Source organism: Knoellia flava TL1 (assembly GCF_000768675.1).
GTDB lineage: Bacteria > Actinomycetota > Actinomycetes > Actinomycetales > Dermatophilaceae > Knoellia > Knoellia flava.
Map to the genome: position 1 here is coordinate 79,745 of NZ_AVPI01000012.1, position 18,533 is coordinate 98,277.

The 18,533-nt window shown below is 69.0% G+C and carries 13 protein-coding genes; all 13 read left to right on the forward strand.

Translation table 11 applies throughout. The features are described from left to right. Positions 1–2 precede the first annotated feature (2 nt). A complete protein-coding gene (locus N798_RS05680) occupies positions 3–1,313 on the forward strand; it encodes an MCE family protein (RefSeq protein ID WP_052116962.1) in 1,311 nt (436 codons plus the stop codon). Beyond that, the gene (locus N798_RS05685; RefSeq protein ID WP_035946927.1) at positions 1,310–2,338 is read left to right on the forward strand and encodes an MCE family protein; all 1,029 of its coding nucleotides are present in this window, start codon (positions 1,310–1,312) and stop codon (positions 2,336–2,338) included. The genes N798_RS05680 and N798_RS05685 overlap by 4 nt, the downstream gene beginning before the upstream one ends. Further along, positions 2,335–3,306: an MCE family protein gene (locus tag N798_RS05690; RefSeq protein WP_035947145.1), complete on the forward strand. Its 972-nt coding sequence runs from the start codon at positions 2,335–2,337 to the stop codon at positions 3,304–3,306. Before N798_RS05685 ends, N798_RS05690 begins: the two co-directional genes overlap by 4 nt. After that, complete coding sequence (locus N798_RS05695; RefSeq protein ID WP_035946929.1) at positions 3,303–4,556, forward strand: MCE family protein; 1,254 nt, start codon at positions 3,303–3,305, stop codon at positions 4,554–4,556. Before N798_RS05690 ends, N798_RS05695 begins: the two co-directional genes overlap by 4 nt. Next, the gene (locus N798_RS05700) at positions 4,553–5,794 is read left to right on the forward strand and encodes an MCE family protein (protein ID WP_084100163.1); all 1,242 of its coding nucleotides are present in this window, start codon (positions 4,553–4,555) and stop codon (positions 5,792–5,794) included. Before N798_RS05695 ends, N798_RS05700 begins: the two co-directional genes overlap by 4 nt. Then, positions 5,791–7,062: an MCE family protein gene (locus N798_RS05705; protein ID WP_035946931.1), complete on the forward strand. Its 1,272-nt coding sequence runs from the start codon at positions 5,791–5,793 to the stop codon at positions 7,060–7,062. The genes N798_RS05700 and N798_RS05705 overlap by 4 nt, the downstream gene beginning before the upstream one ends. Beyond that, positions 7,035–7,550: a hypothetical protein gene (locus N798_RS05710; protein WP_229708341.1), complete on the forward strand. Its 516-nt coding sequence runs from the start codon at positions 7,035–7,037 to the stop codon at positions 7,548–7,550. Before N798_RS05705 ends, N798_RS05710 begins: the two co-directional genes overlap by 28 nt. Next, positions 7,534–8,232, forward strand: a complete 699-nt coding sequence (locus N798_RS05715) for a hypothetical protein (protein WP_035946936.1) — start codon at positions 7,534–7,536, stop codon at positions 8,230–8,232. Before N798_RS05710 ends, N798_RS05715 begins: the two co-directional genes overlap by 17 nt. Before the next feature lie 89 nt (positions 8,233–8,321). Beyond that, positions 8,322–9,074, forward strand: a complete 753-nt coding sequence (locus N798_RS05720) for a hypothetical protein (protein ID WP_035946939.1) — start codon at positions 8,322–8,324, stop codon at positions 9,072–9,074. Positions 9,075–9,386: 312 nt separating this feature from the next. Beyond that, entirely contained in the window at positions 9,387–10,013 is a 627-nt protein-coding gene (rplJ, locus tag N798_RS05725) for a 50S ribosomal protein L10 (protein ID WP_035946941.1), read from the forward strand. A gap of 76 nt (positions 10,014–10,089) precedes the next feature. After that, the gene (gene rplL, locus N798_RS05730; RefSeq protein ID WP_035946942.1) at positions 10,090–10,482 is read left to right on the forward strand and encodes a 50S ribosomal protein L7/L12; all 393 of its coding nucleotides are present in this window, start codon (positions 10,090–10,092) and stop codon (positions 10,480–10,482) included. Between the two features lie 440 nt (positions 10,483–10,922). Further along, the gene (gene rpoB, locus N798_RS05735; protein WP_035946943.1) at positions 10,923–14,411 is read left to right on the forward strand and encodes a DNA-directed RNA polymerase subunit beta; all 3,489 of its coding nucleotides are present in this window, start codon (positions 10,923–10,925) and stop codon (positions 14,409–14,411) included. A gap of 113 nt (positions 14,412–14,524) precedes the next feature. Further along, positions 14,525–18,415 carry a DNA-directed RNA polymerase subunit beta' gene (locus tag N798_RS05740; protein WP_035946944.1) on the forward strand — a complete coding sequence of 1,297 codons (3,891 nt, stop codon included), beginning with the start codon at positions 14,525–14,527 and terminating at the stop codon, positions 18,413–18,415. Positions 18,416–18,533 lie beyond the last annotated feature (118 nt).

Consider the following 18,533-nt stretch of genomic DNA (forward strand, 5'->3'; position numbering starts at 1 on the left):
CCATGGCCACGAGCTCAGCCCTCGGACGACTCGGGCACCGCACCTACGGTGTGGCGTTCCTCGTCGTCGTCGCCCTGCTCCTCTCGCTGTCGATCGCCTCGTTCAACAAGGCGTTCGCCGACGTCGTCGAGGTCACGCTCGAGACCAACCGCATCGGCAGCCAGCTCCAGGAGGCCTCCGACGTCAAGATCCGCGGGCTCATCGTCGGCGAGGTCCGCACGATCGAGTCGCACGGCGACGGCGTCACCCTCGGCCTCGCGCTCAAGCCCGAGATGGTCGACCTCATCCCGGCCAAGGTCAGCGCGCGGCTCCTGCCCAAGACCCTCTTCGGGGAGCGGTTCGTCGACCTCGTCCCGCCCCAAGGAGAGCAGGGCCGGGCCATTCGCGCCGGCGACGTCATCCCGCAGGACCGCACGACGCTCGCGATCGAGCTCGAGGAGGTCTTCGAGGATCTCCTGCCGCTCCTTCGGGCGGTCGAGCCGGCGAAGCTCTCGGCCACCCTCAACGCGCTCGCCACCGCCCTCGACGGTCGCGGCACCAAGCTTGGCAAGAACCTCGTCCTCGTCGACCAGTACTTCACCCAGCTCAACCCGCACATGCCGACCATCCAGGCCGACATCTCGGGTCTCGCCGACTTCGCGAGCACGTATGCCGTCGCCGCACCCGAGCTGCTCCGCGCGGCCAAGGCGCTGCTCACGACGAACACGACGATCGTCGAGAAGCAGAAGGAGCTCTCCGGCTTCCTCGCGGGCACCGCCGGGTTCGCCAACACGACCGCCGGCTTCCTCGAGACGAACCAGAACCGGATCATCCAGGTCGGCCGGGTGCAGCGCCCGACGCTCGAGGTGCTCGCCAAGCACTCGCCGATCTACCCCTGCTTCAGCCAGGGCCTCGTCGGCTGGCTGCCGCGCGCCCGCGAGATCTTCCGCGACGGGATGTTCCACATCACCATGGAGCTGCCCCGCCAGCGCGAGGGCTACCGACCGGGGGAGGAGCCCGCCTGGCGCGACAAGCGCGCCCCGGACTGCAAGGGCCTGCCGACCAAGGTGGGCAACCAGAACGACCCCCGTGAGGGCTCGAAGTTCGACGACGGCACCGACGGTGCACCGACCTACGTCAGCCACTCGGCGCTGCCCCAGGCCTTCCTCAGCGCCGACGCGGCGAGCATCCCGAGCGTCGACGCCGGGCTCGCGGGCACGGTCGAGGAGCAGCAGCTCGTCGGCGCCCTCGTCGGGGTGCCCGCGGACGAGGACGCCTCGCTGGCCACCCTGCTCGCGGGGCCGATGATGCGCGGGACGGTGGTGAGCCAGTGAAGACCACGCCCAGCCTCGTGAAGTTCATCGTCTTCGCGATCGTCACGATCCTCGCCACCGGCACCCTCGCCGCGACGATCGCCAACATCCAGCCCGGTGACCGCAACACCTTCACCGCCCTCTTCTCCGATGTCACCGGGCTCGCCAAGGGCCATGAGGTCCGCATCGCCGGCGTCCGGGTCGGCACCGTCAAGAGCATCGACGTCGCACCCGACCGCACCAACGCCGCGGTGGAGTTCGACGTCCTCTCGTCGAGCGTCCTCACCCAGGGCACGGTCGCGACCATCAAGTACCGCAACCTCGTCGGCGAGCGCTACATCGCGCTCACCCAGGGGCCGGGCGGCGCGAGCCCGCTCAGGGACGGGGCGAAGATCCCGCTCGAGCGCACCCACCCCGCCCTCGACCTCACCGTGCTCTTCAACGGGTTCAAGCCGCTCTTCGCGGCACTCTCGCCCAAGCAGGTCAACGAGCTCTCGGGGCAGATCATCTCGGTGCTCCAGGGCGAGGGCGGCAACATCAACACCCTCCTCGGCCAGACCGCGTCGCTCACGAGCACCCTCGCCGACCGCGACGAGGTCATCGGCCGGGTCATCAGCAACCTCACGACGACGCTGACGACGGTCGAGCAGCACGACGACGCCCTCGGCGAGCTGCTCATCCAGCTCCAGCGCTTCGTCTCCGGGCTCGCGGCCGACCGCAAGGCGATCGGCGAGTCGCTCACCAACATCAACTCGGTGACCGACGAGACCGCGCGGCTCCTCGCCGCCGGCCGTCCGGACATCAAGAACGACATCGCGCAGCTCCGCACGCTGGGAGCGACGCTCAACAAGCCGGCCAACACCGCGGCATACGAGAAGTTCATCACCGGCTCGCCCGAGAAGATCGCGGCCATCACGCGGACGGCGACCTACGGGTCCTGGTTCAACTTCTACCTCTGCCGCTTCGACGCCAAGAACATCGTCCTGCCGACCGGCCCGACGCCGGGGAACCTCGGCTACAACGTCTCGTCAGCGAGGTGCCGATGAGCCGCCCGTTCAGCAGCCGTGACCCGCTCCGCATCGGCATCGCCGGTCTGGGTGCGATCGCGATCGTCCTGCTCGCCGCCTTCAACGCCGCGTCGCTGCCGCTCATCGGTGGTGGCGAGAAGTACGCCGCGTCGTTCACCGAGGCCGGTGGCCTGCGCGACGGCGACGAGGTGAGGATCGCCGGCGTGCGCGTCGGCAAGGTCACCGACATCCGGCTCGCCGGCAACAAGGTCGACGTCGACTTCCGGATCACCGAGGACGTCGCCTTCGGCCCGGAAACCGGTGCCTCGGTCCGGATGAAGACCCTGCTCGGTCAGAAGTACGTCTCGCTCGAGCCCCGCGGCCGCGGCCAGATGAAGGAGGGGACGACGATCCCCACCTCCCGCACCGTGTCGAGCTACGACATCATCGACGCCTTCTCCGACCTCACCGAGACGACCGAGCGGATCGACACCGACCTCCTCGCCGACTCGCTCGACACGATGGCCCGCGAGTTCACCGACACCCCGGCCAACGTCACGCTGGCCCTCGACGGCCTCAGCCGCCTGTCGCGCACGGTCGCCAGCCGCGACACCGAGCTCAAGGCGCTGCTCAAGGCCGCGAACTCGGTCTCGGGCACGCTTGCCGACCAGAACAAGGTCATTGAGAAGATCATCGTCGACGCCGACCTGCTCCTCGCCGAGCTCTACGAGCGCCGCGACGCCATCCACACCCTCTTCACGAACACGAGCGCCATGGCCGTCCAGATCACCGGGCTCGTCCGTGACAACCGGGCGCAGCTCGGCCCGGCGCTCGAGCAGCTGCGCGGCGTCCTCGCCACCCTGCGCAAGCACGAGGCCGACCTCACCCGCACGATCGACGCGATGCAGCCGTTCACCCGGGTCTTCGCGAGCACGCTGGGGACGGGCCAGTGGTTCGACACTTACATCCAGAACCTCACGGTGCCGGTCGGGGCGGTGGGCCGATGAAGCACGGGAGCAAGCCCGTCCTCGGCAAGATCGTCGCGGCGCTCGTCGTCGTCGGCCTCGTCGCCGCTGCCGTGGCGTTCTGGCCGAGCGGCGGCACCAAGACCGTGAGCGGCGACTTCGGCCGCGCCGTCGGTCTCTTCCCCGGCTCCGACGTCCGGGTCCTCGGTGTCCGGGTCGGCGAGGTCAAGGCCGTCGAGCCGCGCGGCGAGAGCGTGCGCGTGACCTTCGAGGTCGACGACGACGTCAAGGTGCCCGCGGACGCCAAGGCCGCCGTCGTCGCCCCGTCGCTCGTGAGCGACCGCTACGTCCAACTGTTGCCGGCCTACACCACGGGCCCGGAGATGCGCGACGGCGCCCGCATCCCCCAGGAGCGCACCGCCGTCCCGGTCGAGCTCGACCGCGTGTCGCAGAGCCTCGACGACCTCATGGTCGCGCTCGGCCCCGACGGCGCCAACAAGGAGGGTGCGCTCACCCGCGTCCTCGACACGGGCGCCCGCAACCTCGAGGGCAACGGCGAGAACCTCCACGAGATGAACCGCAACCTCTCGCAGGCGGTGCAGACCTTCGCGGAGGGCCGTGGCGACCTCTTCGCGACCGTGAAGAACCTCGAGACCTTCACCGGGATGCTCGCGACCAACGACGCCCAGGTCCGCCGGCTCAACGCCGACCTCTCCAAGGTCTCCGACCAGCTCGACGGCGAGCGCGACGACCTCGAGGCGGCGCTCAAGAACCTCGCCGTCGCGCTGGCCGAGATCTCGACCTTCGTCAAGGACAACCGCGCCGTGCTCACCGAGGACATCGACCAGCTCACGTCGCTGACGACGGCGGTGGCGGCCAAGCGCGACAGCCTCGCCGCGACGCTCGACAACGCGCCGGTCGCGCTCTCCAACCTCCAGCTCGCCTACAACCCGCCGTCGGGCACGCTCGACACCCGCGCCAACGTCGAGGGTCTCGACGACCCCGCCCTCATCCTCTGCTCGCTCCTCACCGGTGCGACGGGCACGGGCAACGCCAACCCCAACCTCTGCACGACCCTCCAGGGCCTCATACCCAAGGGCGGGCTGCCCGGCGCCCTCAACCTGCCGGGCCTGTCGGCGATCCCCGCGGCGATGACCCTCGCCGAGGCCGGCGTCGTCGCGCCCCCGGCCGCTGCCGCCGAGGCCGCGGCGGCCAAGGCGTCGTCCACCGAGGTCCTCGTCCGTGGCGCGGACGCGACGCTCGGCGGACTCCTCCCGAAGGACACCCCATGACGTATGCCGCCCGCTCACCCAGGACGTCGGACCCGCGCCGACGCCGCACCGGTGCCCGCCTGCGAGCCGTGGCCGTGGCCGTCTCCGCCGCGGTCGTCCTGTCCGCCTGCCAGGGCGCCTTCGACCTGCCGCTGCCCGGTGGGGCGAAGGGCGACGGGCCGTCGATGAGGGTCCGGGTCGACTTCGCCGACGTCCTCGATCTCGTGCCCAAGTCCGCTGTGAAGATCGACGAGGTCGCCGTCGGTCAGGTCGAGGAGATCGAGCTCAACGGCTGGACCGCTCGCGTGACGCTCACGGTGCCGAAGTCGAGCAAGCTGCCCGACAACGCGATCGCCGAGCTCAAGCAGTCCTCGCTGCTCGGCGAGAAGTACATCGCCCTCTCACCGCCCGCGGGTGGTCGCGCCACCGGCACCCTCTCCGACGGCGACCTCATCCCGATCGAGCGCACCAACCGCAACCCCGAGGTCGAGGAGGTGCTCTCGGCGATGTCGCTGCTGCTCAACGGTGGTGGCGTCGGGCAGCTCGCGGTCATCGAGCGCGAGCTCAACAACGCGCTGCGGGGCAACACCGACGAGATCAAGCACCTCATCGGCGAGCTCAACACCTTCGTCGGCGGGCTCGAGGACCAGAAGGCCGAGATCGTGCGCGCCATCGACATGGTCGACCGGCTCGCCGCGCGCCTCGCCGCTCAGAAGGACCTCATCGCCCAGACGCTCGAGGAGATCCCCAAGGGGCTCAAGATCCTCGCCGACCAGCGCGTCCAGCTCACCCAGATGCTCCAGGCGCTGAGCCGGCTCGGCGCGGTCGGCACCAAGGTCATCCAGGGGTCCAAGGCCGACCTGCTCGCCAACCTCAAGGCCTTGGGCCCGGTGCTCTCGCAGCTCAACAAGGCCGGGGACGCGCTGCCGAAGTCGCTCGAGCTGCTCCTCACCTACCCGTTTCCCGACGCCGCCCTCGGCGCGATCAAGGGCGACTACACCAACCTGTCGGTCACGGCCGATCTCGACCTCAGCGAGCTGAAGATCCTCGACGGCGGCAGCGGGCCGACGATCCCCGGAGTGCCGCTTCCGTCGATCCCGAAGCCGACGATCCCGGTCCCGGTCCCGACCGTGCCGATCCCCGTGCCGACGCCGACGGCTCCGAAGCCTCCGGCGAACCCCCTCTGCCCGCCCCTGTGCGGCAGCGACGCCCCGGGCGACCGGTCGTGGACCTCGCTCTACGGAGGTGACGCGGCATGATCCGCACGTTCACCAAGGTCCAGCTCGCGGCCTTCACCCTCATCACAATCGTCGCGGTGTCGATCCTGTCGGCCAACTACATCGGGCTCACCGAGCGGCTGCTCGGCGGCGGCCCGGTCTTCAAGGCGTCGTTCGCGCAGTCCGGCGGCATCTTCGTCGGGTCCGAGGTGACCTACCGCGGCGTCAAGGTGGGCCGCGTCACCGGGCTGGAGCTCGAGAAGGACGGTGTCCTCGTCGAGGCACGACTCGACCGTGGGACCAAGGTGCCCAAGGACACCAGGGCGGTCGTCGAGAACCGCTCGGCGGTGGGGGAGCAGTACCTCGACCTCCAGCCGCGCTCCTCGGGCGGACCCGTCCTCGCGAAGGGAGACGTCATCCCACGCAAGGACACGGCATACCCGATCCGCGTCGACGAGCTGCTGCTGCACGTCGACAAGACGGTCCGCTCGGTCGACCAGGACGACCTGCGCACTGTCGTCGACGAGCTCGGCACCGGCTTCGAGGGCGCCGGACCCGACCTGTCGCGCCTCATCGACAACGGCGACCTGCTCACCCAGGCCGCGATCGACGCGCTCCCGTCGACCGTTCGGCTGCTCCAGCAGAGCAAGACGGTCCTCGACACCCAACGCGACACGGCGCCGCAGATCAAGAACTTCGCGACCGACTTCGCCAACCTCTCCGAGACGCTGCAGAAGTCCGACTCCGACCTGCGCCTCATCCTCGACCGCGGCGTCGTCGCCTCCAAGGAGCTCGAGTCGCTCATCAAGGCCAACGAGGCGGACCTCGCCGTGCTCATCGCCAACTTCATCACCATCGGGCAGGTGACGACCTCGCGCATCGACGGCATCGAGCAGATGTTCGTCACCTACCCCGAGGTCGTCGTCGGCGGCTACACCGTCGTGCCCGGCGACGGCACGGCGCACTTCGGCGTCCAGACCGCGCACGACCCGGTCGTGTGCACCAAGGGCTACGAGGGCACGCGCAAGACCGACCCCAACCAGACCGAGAACCTGCCGCCGCTCAACCGGGCCGCCGGCTGCACCCTGCCTCGCGGGTCCGCCTCCAACGTCCGCGGTGCCCAGAACGCTCCCCGTCCGCGCAGCGGCGTCGCGTCCTCGCACCCGCTCTCGCTCGCCGACCGCATGCTCCCGCTGGGCAACGACGCCGTGGCCGACGGTGTGCCGCAGCTCTCGGCCCCCCTCGCGCCGAGCGGAGGAGCAGCCGGGGCAGACTCCTGGTCGTGGATCATGCAGGAGGCCGCCCGATGACCCGGGTGACGACAACGCGGGTGCTGTGGGCGCTGACGGCGCTGGCGCTCGTCGCCACCGTCGCGCTCGCTGCCACGCGAGGACGCGCCTGGTGGGACGCCCGGGCCACCGAGCAGGCGCAGAACGACGCGCTCGCCGCCGGACGCCAGCTGGCCGTGAACTTCGCGACGATCGACTACCGCAAGGTCGACGAGGACACCGACCGGGTCAAGGCGGGCGCGACGGGGGAGTTCCTCTCGAGCTACACCGCCCAGCTCGCGGACCTCAAGAAGGTCATCGTCGACAACAAGTCGGTGAGCAAGGTCGAGCGCTCCGAGGCCGCCCTCGTCGACGGCGACCGCGACTCGGCGACGGTCATCGTCGGGCTCATCGCGCCGACGAGCAACACCGTCGTGCCGTCGGGGGAGAAGAAGACCTACCGCACCAAGCTCGGGCTGCGGCTGGTGGGGGAGCAGTGGAAGGTGGAGCGCCTTGAGTTCGTCGGCTAACCGTCGCCCCCGCGTCGCCGGGCAGCGCCGCCGTCCGGCACGTCCGGACGGTCCCGGCCTCGACCCCGCGACGACGCCGGTCGAGCAGGACGAGTCCGTCGAACTGGACGAGCCCGTCGCCCAGGAGGAGTCCATCGATCAGGACGAGTCCGTCGACGGGGCGACGGACAACAGCACCGAGACGTCCGAGGCTCCCGAGCCCACTCGCGGCCGACGCATCCTCGTCCCCGCCCTCGCGCTCGCGCTCAGCCTCGCCCTCCTCACCGCCGTCCTCCTCGTCACCCGCCACGACCCCGAGCAGCGCAGCCGCGACGCGAGCGCCGCACGGGCGACGGCCCGCTCGACGCTCGAGCAGGTCCTCAGCTACAACCACGAGACGATGACCCAGCAGATCCCGGCCAACCAGGCGCTGCTCACCGGAAAGTTCAAGGACGAGTTCGCTGCGACGATGACGAAGACGATCGTCCCGCTGGCGCAGAAGGACAGAACGGTCGTCAAGGCCCGCGCCTACGAGGTCGGCGTCATGTCGCAGACCGAGGACACGGTTGTCGTCCAGGCCTTCGTCAACCAGGCCCGCACGAGCGACACCCAGAAGGAGCCGTCGATCGACCAGAACCGGGTCATCGCGACGATGACGCACGTCGGCAACCGCTGGCTCGTCTCCGCCCTCAAGGCCTACTGAGCCGCGTCCGGCCGATCGGACGGGTTCGTCGACGCGCCCGGTCCGCGGTTACGGTGGAACGCAAACCAACCGGGAGGGACCCGCACCCCATGAAGATCACCCTGCGCCGCACCGGCGGCGCTGCACTGGCCCTGGCCGGCCTGCTCGCGCTCGGCGCGTGCGGCTCCGACGGCACCTCGGCGGAGGGCGCTGGAACCTCCGAGAAGGCCGATGCCGCCCAGGGCGACACGGTCGACGCCGGCGAGGTCGCCGGCCGGATGGTCAAGGCCATGGAGAAGGCCGGCAGCGGCACGATGACGATGAAGACCGGCGGCCAGGAGGCCACCGGCGACTTCCGCTACACCGACGGCAAGCTCGAGCAGCGCACCAAGGTGCCGGTCGAGGGCGCCGAGATGGAGATCATCGCCGTCGGCGACTTCGTCTACCTCAAGGGGCTCCCGGGCCAGTCCAAGCCGTGGGTCAAGATCGACCCGACCGCGACGGACCCCGTGAGCCAGATGTTCAAGGGCATCGTCGAGGGCGGCGTGAGCGACCCGACGAAGATGGCCGCGAACCTCAAGGGCACCCGGGCCACCGTCAAGGCCGAGTCGGGCGACACGACGACCTACGAGTTCACCGTCGACCCGGCGAAGGCGCTCGGGTCGACCGCCTCCGCGCCCGCCGGTTCCAAGCCACTGACGATGACCTACGTCCTCGACAAGGAGGACCGTCCCGTGACGATCGCGACGTCCGCCGCGGGCCAGAAGATCGAGGTCGCCTACAGCGACTGGGGCAAGAAGGTCGAGATCGCCGCCCCGCCCGCCGACCAGGTCGGCGCGCTGAGCATCCCCTCCGCCGGCTGACCGGCCTGCTGCTCGACTTCTTGCCCAGATGGGACAGCTCGCTGGCGCATCTGGGCAAGAAGTCGAGGGTCGATTTGGCCGCCGGGCGCTCGCCCGTCTACTGTGTCCCTTGACCAAAGACCGCCGGTTGTCCGGTGCACCCGCACCAGGCCGAAGGTTCCGCGAGAGCGGGCGACCAGCGCAGGCCGAGTTTCACCGCGACAGACGGCGTATGCCGCCTCCTCGCCCATGTGAGCCCCGCGCCCTGCGCCGGGGCTCGATCTGTTTGACGTGGATCCTTCCCGGAGGTCGTACCGACGGAAGGAGGCCCGAATGTCTCGTGCAGACAAGTCCGCGGCGATCGCCGAGCTCGCGGAGAAGTTCCGCAGCTCCAACGCCGCTGTTCTCACGGAGTACCGCGGGCTCTCGGTGGCACAGATCACCGAGCTTCGTGGCGCCCTTCGTGGCAACGCGACCTACGCCGTGGTCAAGAACACGCTGACCGAGCTCGCCGCCAAGGAGGCCGGAGTCACGGCCTTCGACGGCCAGCTCGTGGGGCCGTCGGCCATCGCCTTCGTCGAAGGCGACCCGGTCGAGGCAGCCAAGGGTCTGCGTGACTTCGCCAAGGCAAACCCCCTCCTCGTGATCAAGGGCGGGCTGCTCGAGGGCAAGGCCCTCAGCGCCGCCGAGATCACGAAGCTCGCGGACCTCGAGTCCCGCGAGGTTCTCCTCGCCAAGCTGGCGGGCGCCATGAACGCCTCGCTCAGCAAGGCCGTCTACCTCTTCGCCGCGCCGCTGTCGCAGACCGCTCGGGTCGTCGACGCGCTGCGCGCCAAGGTCGAGGTCGAGGGGCCGGCTGCCGCCGCCCCCGCGGCCGAGGCCGTCGAGGAGACCCCCGCCGAGACCGCTCCCGCGGCCGAGGCAACCGAAGACGTCGCCACGGGTGGCGACGACGCCTGAGACCCGAGCCCTGCTCGAGTCCCAGGAAAACACCAACCGCCACTCACGGCATACACGAAGTAGAAAGGCAGCCATCATGGCCAAGCTCAGCACCGACGAGCTCCTTGAGGCCTTCAAGGAGATGACCCTCATCGAGCTCTCCGAGTTCGTCAAGCAGTTCGAGGACACCTTCGGCGTCACCGCCGCCGCGCCCGTCGCGGTCGCGGCTGCCGGCGCCCCGGCCGGTGGCGGCGACGCCGCTGGCGGCGCGGAGGAGCAGGACGAGTTCGACGTCGTCCTCACCGCTGCCGGCGACAAGAAGATCGCCGTCATCAAGGAGGTCCGCGCGCTGACCTCCCTCGGTCTCAAGGAGGCCAAGGACCTCGTCGACGGCGCCCCGAAGCCCGTCCTCGAGAAGGTCGACAAGGCTGCGGCCGAGAAGGCCAAGGAGCAGCTCGAGGGCGCTGGCGCGACCGTCGAGCTCAAGTGAGCTGAGCCTCGACAGAGGCTGACTCGCCGTGAACGGGCGGGGTGGATCCACGAGATCCGCCCCGCCCGTTCCGCATCCCCGGCGACCCCCAAGGGGGTCGACACGCCCGTCGGAGCACGGGACCCGCTTGACGTGCGCGTCCTCTCCAGTCATCCTTTCCGGGTCACACCGCGTGCCTCCCGCATGCGACGGCTGACCGGACCCGCATCCCGCCCGGAGGGCGCGATTGGACAGGGTTGGACTGTTGCGCCCCTTTTGTCTAGACTGTTGCTTTGCCCTGCCCATGACCTTCGCCTGCTCTCGTCGAGCGACCTCCGCCGTGTCCCCGCCGCACCCCGGCCCTTGCACGCGCACCTGGTCCTTCGACCGTCGAGATCGGCTCGGGTGTCGTGGGCCTGGCGACCACCGTTGAAAACACATGGCCAGTGGAAGGACCATCCTTGGCTGCCTCGCGCACCGCGTCCAAGACCGTGACCACCGCAATGACGGCTTCGGGCCGTCTCTCGTTCGGCAAGATCCGTGAGCCCCTGGAGGTCCCCGACCTCCTCGCCCTGCAGACCGAGAGCTTCGACTGGCTCCTCGGCAACGAGCGGTGGCAGGAGCGCGTCGCTGAGGCTCTCGAAGCCGGCCGCGACGACGTCCCCGAGCGTTCGGGCCTCGAGGAGATCTTCGAGGAGATCTCCCCCATCGAGGACTTCAGCGGCTCCATGTCGCTCTCGTTCCGCGACCACCGTTTCGAGGACGTCAAGTACTCGATCGAGGACTGCAAGGAGCGCGACCAGACCTACTCCGCGCCCCTGTTCGTCACCGCGGAGTTCATGAACAACACCACCGGTGAGATCAAGAGCCAGACGGTGTTCATGGGCGACTTCCCGCTCATGACCGAGCGTGGCACCTTCATCATCAACGGCACCGAGCGCGTCGTCGTCTCGCAGCTCGTCCGCAGCCCGGGCGTCTACTTCGAGCGCACGCCCGACAAGACGTCCGACAAGGACATCTACACCGCCAAGATCATCCCGAGCCGTGGTGCCTGGCTCGAGTTCGAGATCGACAAGCGCGACATGGTTGGCGTCCGCGTCGACCGCAAGCGCAAGCAGTCGGTCACCGTCCTCCTCAAGGCCCTTGGCATGACCGAGGCGCAGATCCGCGAGGAGTTCGCCGGCTACGAGTCCATCGAGCTCACCCTCGACAAGGACAACACCGAGGGCCAGGACGACGCCCTGCTGGACATCTACCGCAAGCTCCGTCCGGGCGAACCGCCGACCCGTGAGGCCGCGCAGAACCTGCTCGACAACCTCTACTTCAACGGCAAGCGCTACGACCTCGCCAAGGTCGGCCGCTACAAGATCAACAAGAAGCTCGGCCTCGACGGCGAGCTCACCAACTCGACGCTCGCCATCGACGACATCGTCGCGACGATCAAGTACATCGTGGCGCTGCACAACGGTGACGAGACCCTGCCCGGCAGCCGCAAGGGCGAGGCCGTCGACATCCGCGTCGAGACCGACGACATCGACCACTTCGGCAACCGTCGCCTGCGCAACGTCGGCGAGCTCATCCAGAACCAGGTCCGCACCGGCCTGTCCCGGATGGAGCGCGTCGTCCGCGAGCGGATGACGACCCAGGACGTCGAGGCGATCACGCCGCAGACCCTGATCAACATCCGCCCCGTGGTGGCGTCGATCAAGGAGTTCTTCGGCACCTCGCAGCTGTCGCAGTTCATGGACCAGAACAACCCGCTCTCCGGGCTGACGCACAAGCGTCGTCTGTCCGCGCTGGGCCCGGGTGGTCTCTCTCGTGACCGCGCCGGCATGGAGGTCCGTGACGTCCACCCGTCGCACTACGGCCGCATGTGCCCGATCGAGACCCCTGAGGGCCCGAACATCGGCCTCATCGGCTCGCTCGCCTCCTACGGCCGCATCAACGCGTTCGGCTTCATCGAGACGCCCTACCGCAAGGTCGTCAAGGGCCGGATCACCGACGAGGTGCACTACCTCTCCGCCGACGAGGAGGACGAGCACGTCATCGCCCAGGCGAACGCGACGCTCGACTCCACCGGCGAGAAGTTCGCCCACGAGCGCGTCCTCGTGCGCGTCAAGGGTGGCGAGGTCGAGTACGTCCCGGCCGAGGAGGTCGACTACATCGACGTCTCCGCGCGCCAGATGGTCTCCGCCGCGACCGCACTCATCCCCTTCCTCGAGCACGACGACGCCAACCGCGCGCTCATGGGATCCAACATGCAGCGCCAGGCCGTGCCGCTCGTCAAGGCCGAGGCCCCGCTCGTCGGCACCGGCATGGAGTACCGCGCCGCGGTCGACTCCGGTGACGTCGTCGTGGCCGAGAAGGCCGGTGTCGTCACCGAGGTCTCCGCCGACCTCGTCACGGTCGCCGCCGACGACGGCACGTCGCGCACCTACCGGATCGACAAGTTCACCCGTTCCAACCAGGGCAACAGCTACAACCAGCGCGTTGTCGTGTCCGAGGGTGACCGTGTCGAGAAGGGTGGCCTCATCGCCGACGGTCCCGCGACCGACGGTGGCGAGATGGCCCTCGGCCGCAACCTCCTCGTGGCGTTCATGCCGTGGGAGGGCCACAACTACGAGGACGCGATCATCCTCAGCCAGCGCCTGGTCCAGGACGACGTCCTCTCCTCGATCCACATCGAGGAGCACGAGGTCGACGCCCGCGACACCAAGCTCGGCCCGGAGGAGATCACCCGCGACATCCCCAACGTCTCGGAGGAGGTCCTCGCCGACCTCGACGAGCGCGGGATCATCCGCATCGGTGCCGAGGTCCGCGACGGCGACCTCCTCGTCGGCAAGGTCACGCCCAAGGGTGAGACCGAGCTGACGCCGGAGGAGCGCCTGCTCCGCGCGATCTTCGGTGAGAAGGCCCGCGAGGTGCGCGACACCTCGCTCAAGGTCCCTCACGGTGAGACCGGCACGGTCATCGCGGTCAAGGTCTTCGACAAGGACGACGGCGACGAGCTGCCCCCGGGCGTCAACCAGCTCGTGCGCGTCTACGTCGCCAACAAGCGCAAGATCACCGACGGCGACAAGCTCGCCGGCCGTCACGGCAACAAGGGCGTCATCTCCAAGATCCTCCCGGTCGAGGACATGCCCTTCCTCGAGGACGGCACGCCGGTCGACGTCGTGCTCAACCCGCTCGGTGTCCCCGGTCGAATGAACATCGGCCAGATCCTCGAGCTGCACCTGGGCTGGGCCGCGAGCCGAGGCTGGGAGATCGAGGGCAACCCCGAGTGGGCCGAGCTCATCCCCGCCGACGCCCGCGCCGCCGAGCCGGGCACGCGTGTCGCCTCGCCGGTGTTCGACGGTGTCCGCGAGAACGAGATCGTCGGTCTGCTCGACAGCACCCGCAAGACCCGCGACGACGTCCGCCTCATCGACGGCTCCGGCAAGACGCACCTGTTCGACGGCCGCTCCGGCGAGCCGTACCCGGACCCGGTGTCGGTCGGCTACATGTACATCCTCAAGCTGCACCACCTCGTGGACGACAAGATCCACGCGCGCAGCACGGGTCCGTACTCGATGATCACCCAGCAGCCGCTCGGCGGTAAGGCCCAGTTCGGTGGCCAGCGCTTCGGTGAGATGGAGGTGTGGGCGCTCGAGGCCTACGGCGCCGCCTACGCGCTGCAGGAGCTGCTCACGATCAAGTCCGACGACGTCAACGGTCGCGTCAAGGTCTACGAGGCGATCGTCAAGGGCGACAACATCCCCGAGCCCGGCATCCCCGAGTCCTTCAAGGTGCTCATCAAGGAGATGCAGAGCCTCTGCCTCAACGTCGAGGTCCTGTCCAGCGACGGCCAGGCCATCGAGATGCGTGAGGCCGAGGAGGACGTCTTCCGCGCTGCGGAGGAGCTCGGCATCGACCTGTCGCGCCGCGAGCCCAGTTCGGTCGAAGAGGTCTGACCCGTATGCCGTGCGCTCACCCCACGCACGCAGCGCCAGGTGAGCGCACGGCATACGCAGCCCGCTTCCGACCCACATTCGAACTTTTTTAGAGACACGAGAGAAGGAACCACGTGCTCGACGTCAACTTCTTCGACGAACTGCGCATTGGCCTCGCCACCGCCGACTCCATCCGCGAGTGGAGCCACGGCGAGGTGAAGAAGCCCGAGACCATCAACTACCGCACCCTCAAGCCCGAGAAGGACGGCCTCTTCTGCGAGAAGATCTTCGGCCCGACCCGGGACTGGGAGTGCGCCTGCGGCAAGTACAAGCGGGTCCGCTTCAAGGGCATCATCTGTGAGCGCTGCGGCGTCGAGGTGACCCGTGCGGCCGTCCGTCGTGAGCGGATGGGCCACATCGAGCTCGCCGCCCCCGTCACCCACATCTGGTACTTCAAGGGCGTCCCGTCGCGCCTGGGCTACCTGCTCGACCTCGCGCCGAAGGACCTCGAGAAGGTCATCTACTTCGCCGCCTACATGATCACGAGCGTCGACGAGGACCAGCGCCACGCCGACTTGCCCTCGCTCGAGGCGCAGATCGAGGTCGAGAAGAAGGAGCTCGAGAACCGTCGCGACGCCGACGTCGAGACCCGCGCCAAGCGGCTCGAGGACGACATCGCCGCGCTCGAGGCCGAGGGCGCCAAGTCCGACGCCAAGCGCAAGGTCCGTGACTCCGCCGAGCGCGAGATGAACCAGATCCGCAAGCGCGCGGACGCCCAGGTCGAGCGCCTCGCGCAGGTCTGGGACCGGTTCAAGAACCTCAAGGTCCAGGACCTCGAGGGCGACGAGATCCTCTACCGCGAGATGCGTGACCGCTTCGGTCTCTACTTCGAGGGCGGCATGGGCGCCGCGGCGATCCAGAAGCGCCTCGAGTCCTTCGACCTCGACGCCGAGGCCGAGTTCCTGCGCGAGATCATCGCCACCGGCAAGGGCCAGAAGAAGACCCGTGCGCTCAAGCGCCTCAAGGTCGTCTCCGCGTTCATGACGACGACCAACAAGCCGGCCGGCATGGTCCTCGACGCCGTCCCGGTCATCCCGCCGGACCTGCGCCCGATGGTGCAGCTCGACGGTGGCCGCTTCGCGACGTCGGACCTCAACGACCTCTACCGCCGCGTCATCAACCGCAACAACCGCCTCAAGCGACTGCTCGACCTCGGCGCACCCGAGATCATCGTCAACAACGAGAAGCGGATGCTGCAGGAGGCCGTCGACAGCCTCTTCGACAACGGCCGTCGTGGTCGCCCGGTCACGGGCCCCGGCAACCGTCCGCTCAAGTCGCTGTCCGACATGCTCAAGGGCAAGCAGGGACGCTTCCGCCAGAACCTCCTCGGCAAGCGCGTCGACTACTCCGGCCGTTCGGTCATCGTCGTCGGCCCGCAGCTCAAGCTGCACCAGTGCGGCCTGCCGAAGCAGATGGCGCTCGAGCTCTTCAAGCCCTTCGTCATGAAGCGCCTCGTCGACCTCGACCACGCGCAGAACATCAAGTCGGCCAAGCGCATGGTCGAGCGTCACCGCTCGGTCGTGTGGGACGTCCTCGAGGAGGTCATCACCGAGCACCCGGTGCTGCTCAACCGCGCACCCACGCTCCACCGCCTCGGCATCCAGGCCTTCGAGCCGCAGCTCGTCGAGGGCAAGGCCATCCAGATCCACCCGCTCGTCTGCACCGCGTTCAACGCGGACTTCGACGGTGACCAGATGGCCGTCCACGTCCCGCTCTCCGCGGAGGCGCAGGCCGAGGCCCGCATCCTCATGCTGTCGAGCAACAACATCCTCAAGCCGGCCGACGGCCGTCCCGTGACCATGCCCACCCAGGACATGATCATCGGGCTCTACCACCTCACCTCCGGTGTCGAGGGCTCGCAGGGCGAGGGTCGCGTCTTCTCGACGGTCTCCGAGGCCCGCATGGCGTTCGACGCGGGCGAGATCCTGCTCGGCACGCCGGTCCGGATCCGCCTCAAGGACGTCGTCCCGTCGCCGGGCGCCGAGCTGCCCGAGGGCGTCGAGGTCGACGAGCAGGGCTACCTCGCCGAGTGGCTGCCCGAGACGACCCTGGGTCGCGCGCTCTTCAACGAGACGCTCCCGGTCGACTACCCGTTCGTCAACGACCAGGTCGACAAGAAGCGTCTGTCGACGATCGTCAACGACCTCGCCGAGCGCTACAGCAAGGTGCAGGTCGCGGCCTCGCTCGACGCGCTCAAGGAGTACGGCTTCCACTGGGCCACCCGGTCCGGCATCACGGTCGCCATCTCCGACGTCGTCACGCCTCCGCGCAAGCTCGAGATCCTCGAGGGCTACGAGACCAAGGCGACGAAGGTCCAGACCCAGTACGAGCGCGGTCTCATCACCGACGACGAGCGTCGTCAGGAGCTCATCGAGATCTGGACGCAGGCCACCAACGAGGTCGCCAAGGAGATGGAGGCCAACATCCCGGCCACGAACACCATCTTCCGCATGGTGTCCTCCGGTGCCCGAGGCAACTGGATGCAGCTGCGCCAGATCGCCGGTATGCGTGGCCTGGTGTCCAACCCGAAGGGTGACATCATCCCGCGCCCGATCCGCGCGAACTTCCGCGAGGGCCTGTCCGTGCTCGAGTTCTTCATCTCGACGCACGGCTCGCGAAAGGGTCTGGCCGACACCGCCCTGCGTACCGCCGACTCCGGCTACCTCACGCGTCGTCTCGTCGACGTGTCGCAGGACGTCATCATCCGCGAGGACGACTGTGGCACCGAGCGTGGCCTGCCCATGCCGATCGCCGCGACCGACGAGCGCACGGGCACCCGTGCGGTCCACGACGACGTCGAGACCTCGGTCTACGCCCGCACGCTCGCCGAGGACGTCGTCAAGGACGGCGAGACGCTGGCCGAGGCCGGCATCGACCTCGGTGACATCGTCATCGGCGCGCTCTTCGCGGCCGGTGTCGACAGCGTCAAGGTTCGCTCGGTCCTCACCTGCGACAGCAAGGTCGGCACCTGTGCCGCCTGCTACGGTCGTTCGCTCGCGACCGGCAAGCTCGTCGACATCGGCGAGGCCGTCGGCATCATCGCGGCCCAGTCGATCGGTGAGCCCGGCACCCAGCTGACGATGCGCACCTTCCACACCGGTGGTGTGGCCGGTGACGACATCACGCAGGGTCTGCCCCGTGTCGTCGAGCTCTTCGAGGCCCGCACCCCCAAGGGTGTCGCCCCGATCGCCGAGGCCAGCGGCCGGATCACGATCGAGGAGACCGACAAGGCTCGTCGCATCCTGCTCACGCCGGACGACGGCTCCGAGGAGCACGCCTACCCGGTCACCAAGCGTGCGCGCCTGCTCGTGCAGGACGGCCAGAGCGTCGAGGTCGGCACCCAGCTCACGGTCGGTTCCATCGACCCGAAGCAGGTCCTGCGCATCCTCGGCCCGCGCGCCGTCCAGGTCCACCTGGTCGACGAGGTCCAGCACGTCTACCGCCAGCAGGGCGTGTCGATCCACGACAAGCACATCGAGGTCATCGTCCGGCAGATGCTGCGCCGGATCACGATCATCGAGGCCGGCAACGCGGACCTGCTCCCGGGCATGCTCGCCGAGCGTGGTCGCTTCGAGGACGAGAACCGTCGCGTCGTCGCCGAGGGCGGCACCCCGGCCTCGGGTCGCCCCGAGCTCATGGGTATCACCAAGGCGTCGCTCGCGACCGAGTCGTGGCTGTCCGCGGCCTCGTTCCAGGAGACGACCCGCGTCCTCACCGAGGCCGCCATGGAGGGCAAGTCCGACTCCCTCCTCGGCCTCAAGGAGAACGTCATCCTCGGCAAGCTCATCCCCGCCGGGACCGGGCTGTCGCGCTACCGCAACATCAACGTGGAGCCGACCGAGGAGGCCAAGGCCGCGATGTACTCGATGCCGAGCTACGACGAGTTCGCCTACCCGGCCTTCGGTCCGGGCTCGGGCGAGGCCGTCCGCCTCGACGACACCGAGCTGGGTCTCGACCGCCTCTGAGTCGAGTCCTGCCTGACACGCAAGGGCGGGTATGCCGTGTGGTCCCCACACGGCATACCCGCCCTTCGTCGTCCCACAGCCGCGCCTCGTGTGCCCGAGCGGAAGCCGGGCCTTCCGC

Bases quoted from the DNA above. Each gene is read 5' to 3' on its own strand.
- N798_RS05680 (WP_052116962.1), top strand. From the start codon at position 3: ATGGCCACGAGCTCAGCCCTCGGACGACTCGGGCACCGCACCTACGGT.
- N798_RS05690 (WP_035947145.1), top strand. From the start codon at position 2,335: ATGAGCCGCCCGTTCAGCAGCCGTGACCCGCTCCGCATCGGCATCGCC.
- N798_RS05695 (WP_035946929.1), top strand. From the start codon at position 3,303: ATGAAGCACGGGAGCAAGCCCGTCCTCGGCAAGATCGTCGCGGCGCTC.
- N798_RS05700 (WP_084100163.1), top strand. From the start codon at position 4,553: ATGACGTATGCCGCCCGCTCACCCAGGACGTCGGACCCGCGCCGACGC.
- N798_RS05705 (WP_035946931.1), top strand. From the start codon at position 5,791: ATGATCCGCACGTTCACCAAGGTCCAGCTCGCGGCCTTCACCCTCATC.
- N798_RS05720 (WP_035946939.1), top strand. From the start codon at position 8,322: ATGAAGATCACCCTGCGCCGCACCGGCGGCGCTGCACTGGCCCTGGCC.
- rplJ (WP_035946941.1), top strand. From the start codon at position 9,387: ATGTCTCGTGCAGACAAGTCCGCGGCGATCGCCGAGCTCGCGGAGAAG.
- rplL (WP_035946942.1), top strand. From the start codon at position 10,090: ATGGCCAAGCTCAGCACCGACGAGCTCCTTGAGGCCTTCAAGGAGATG.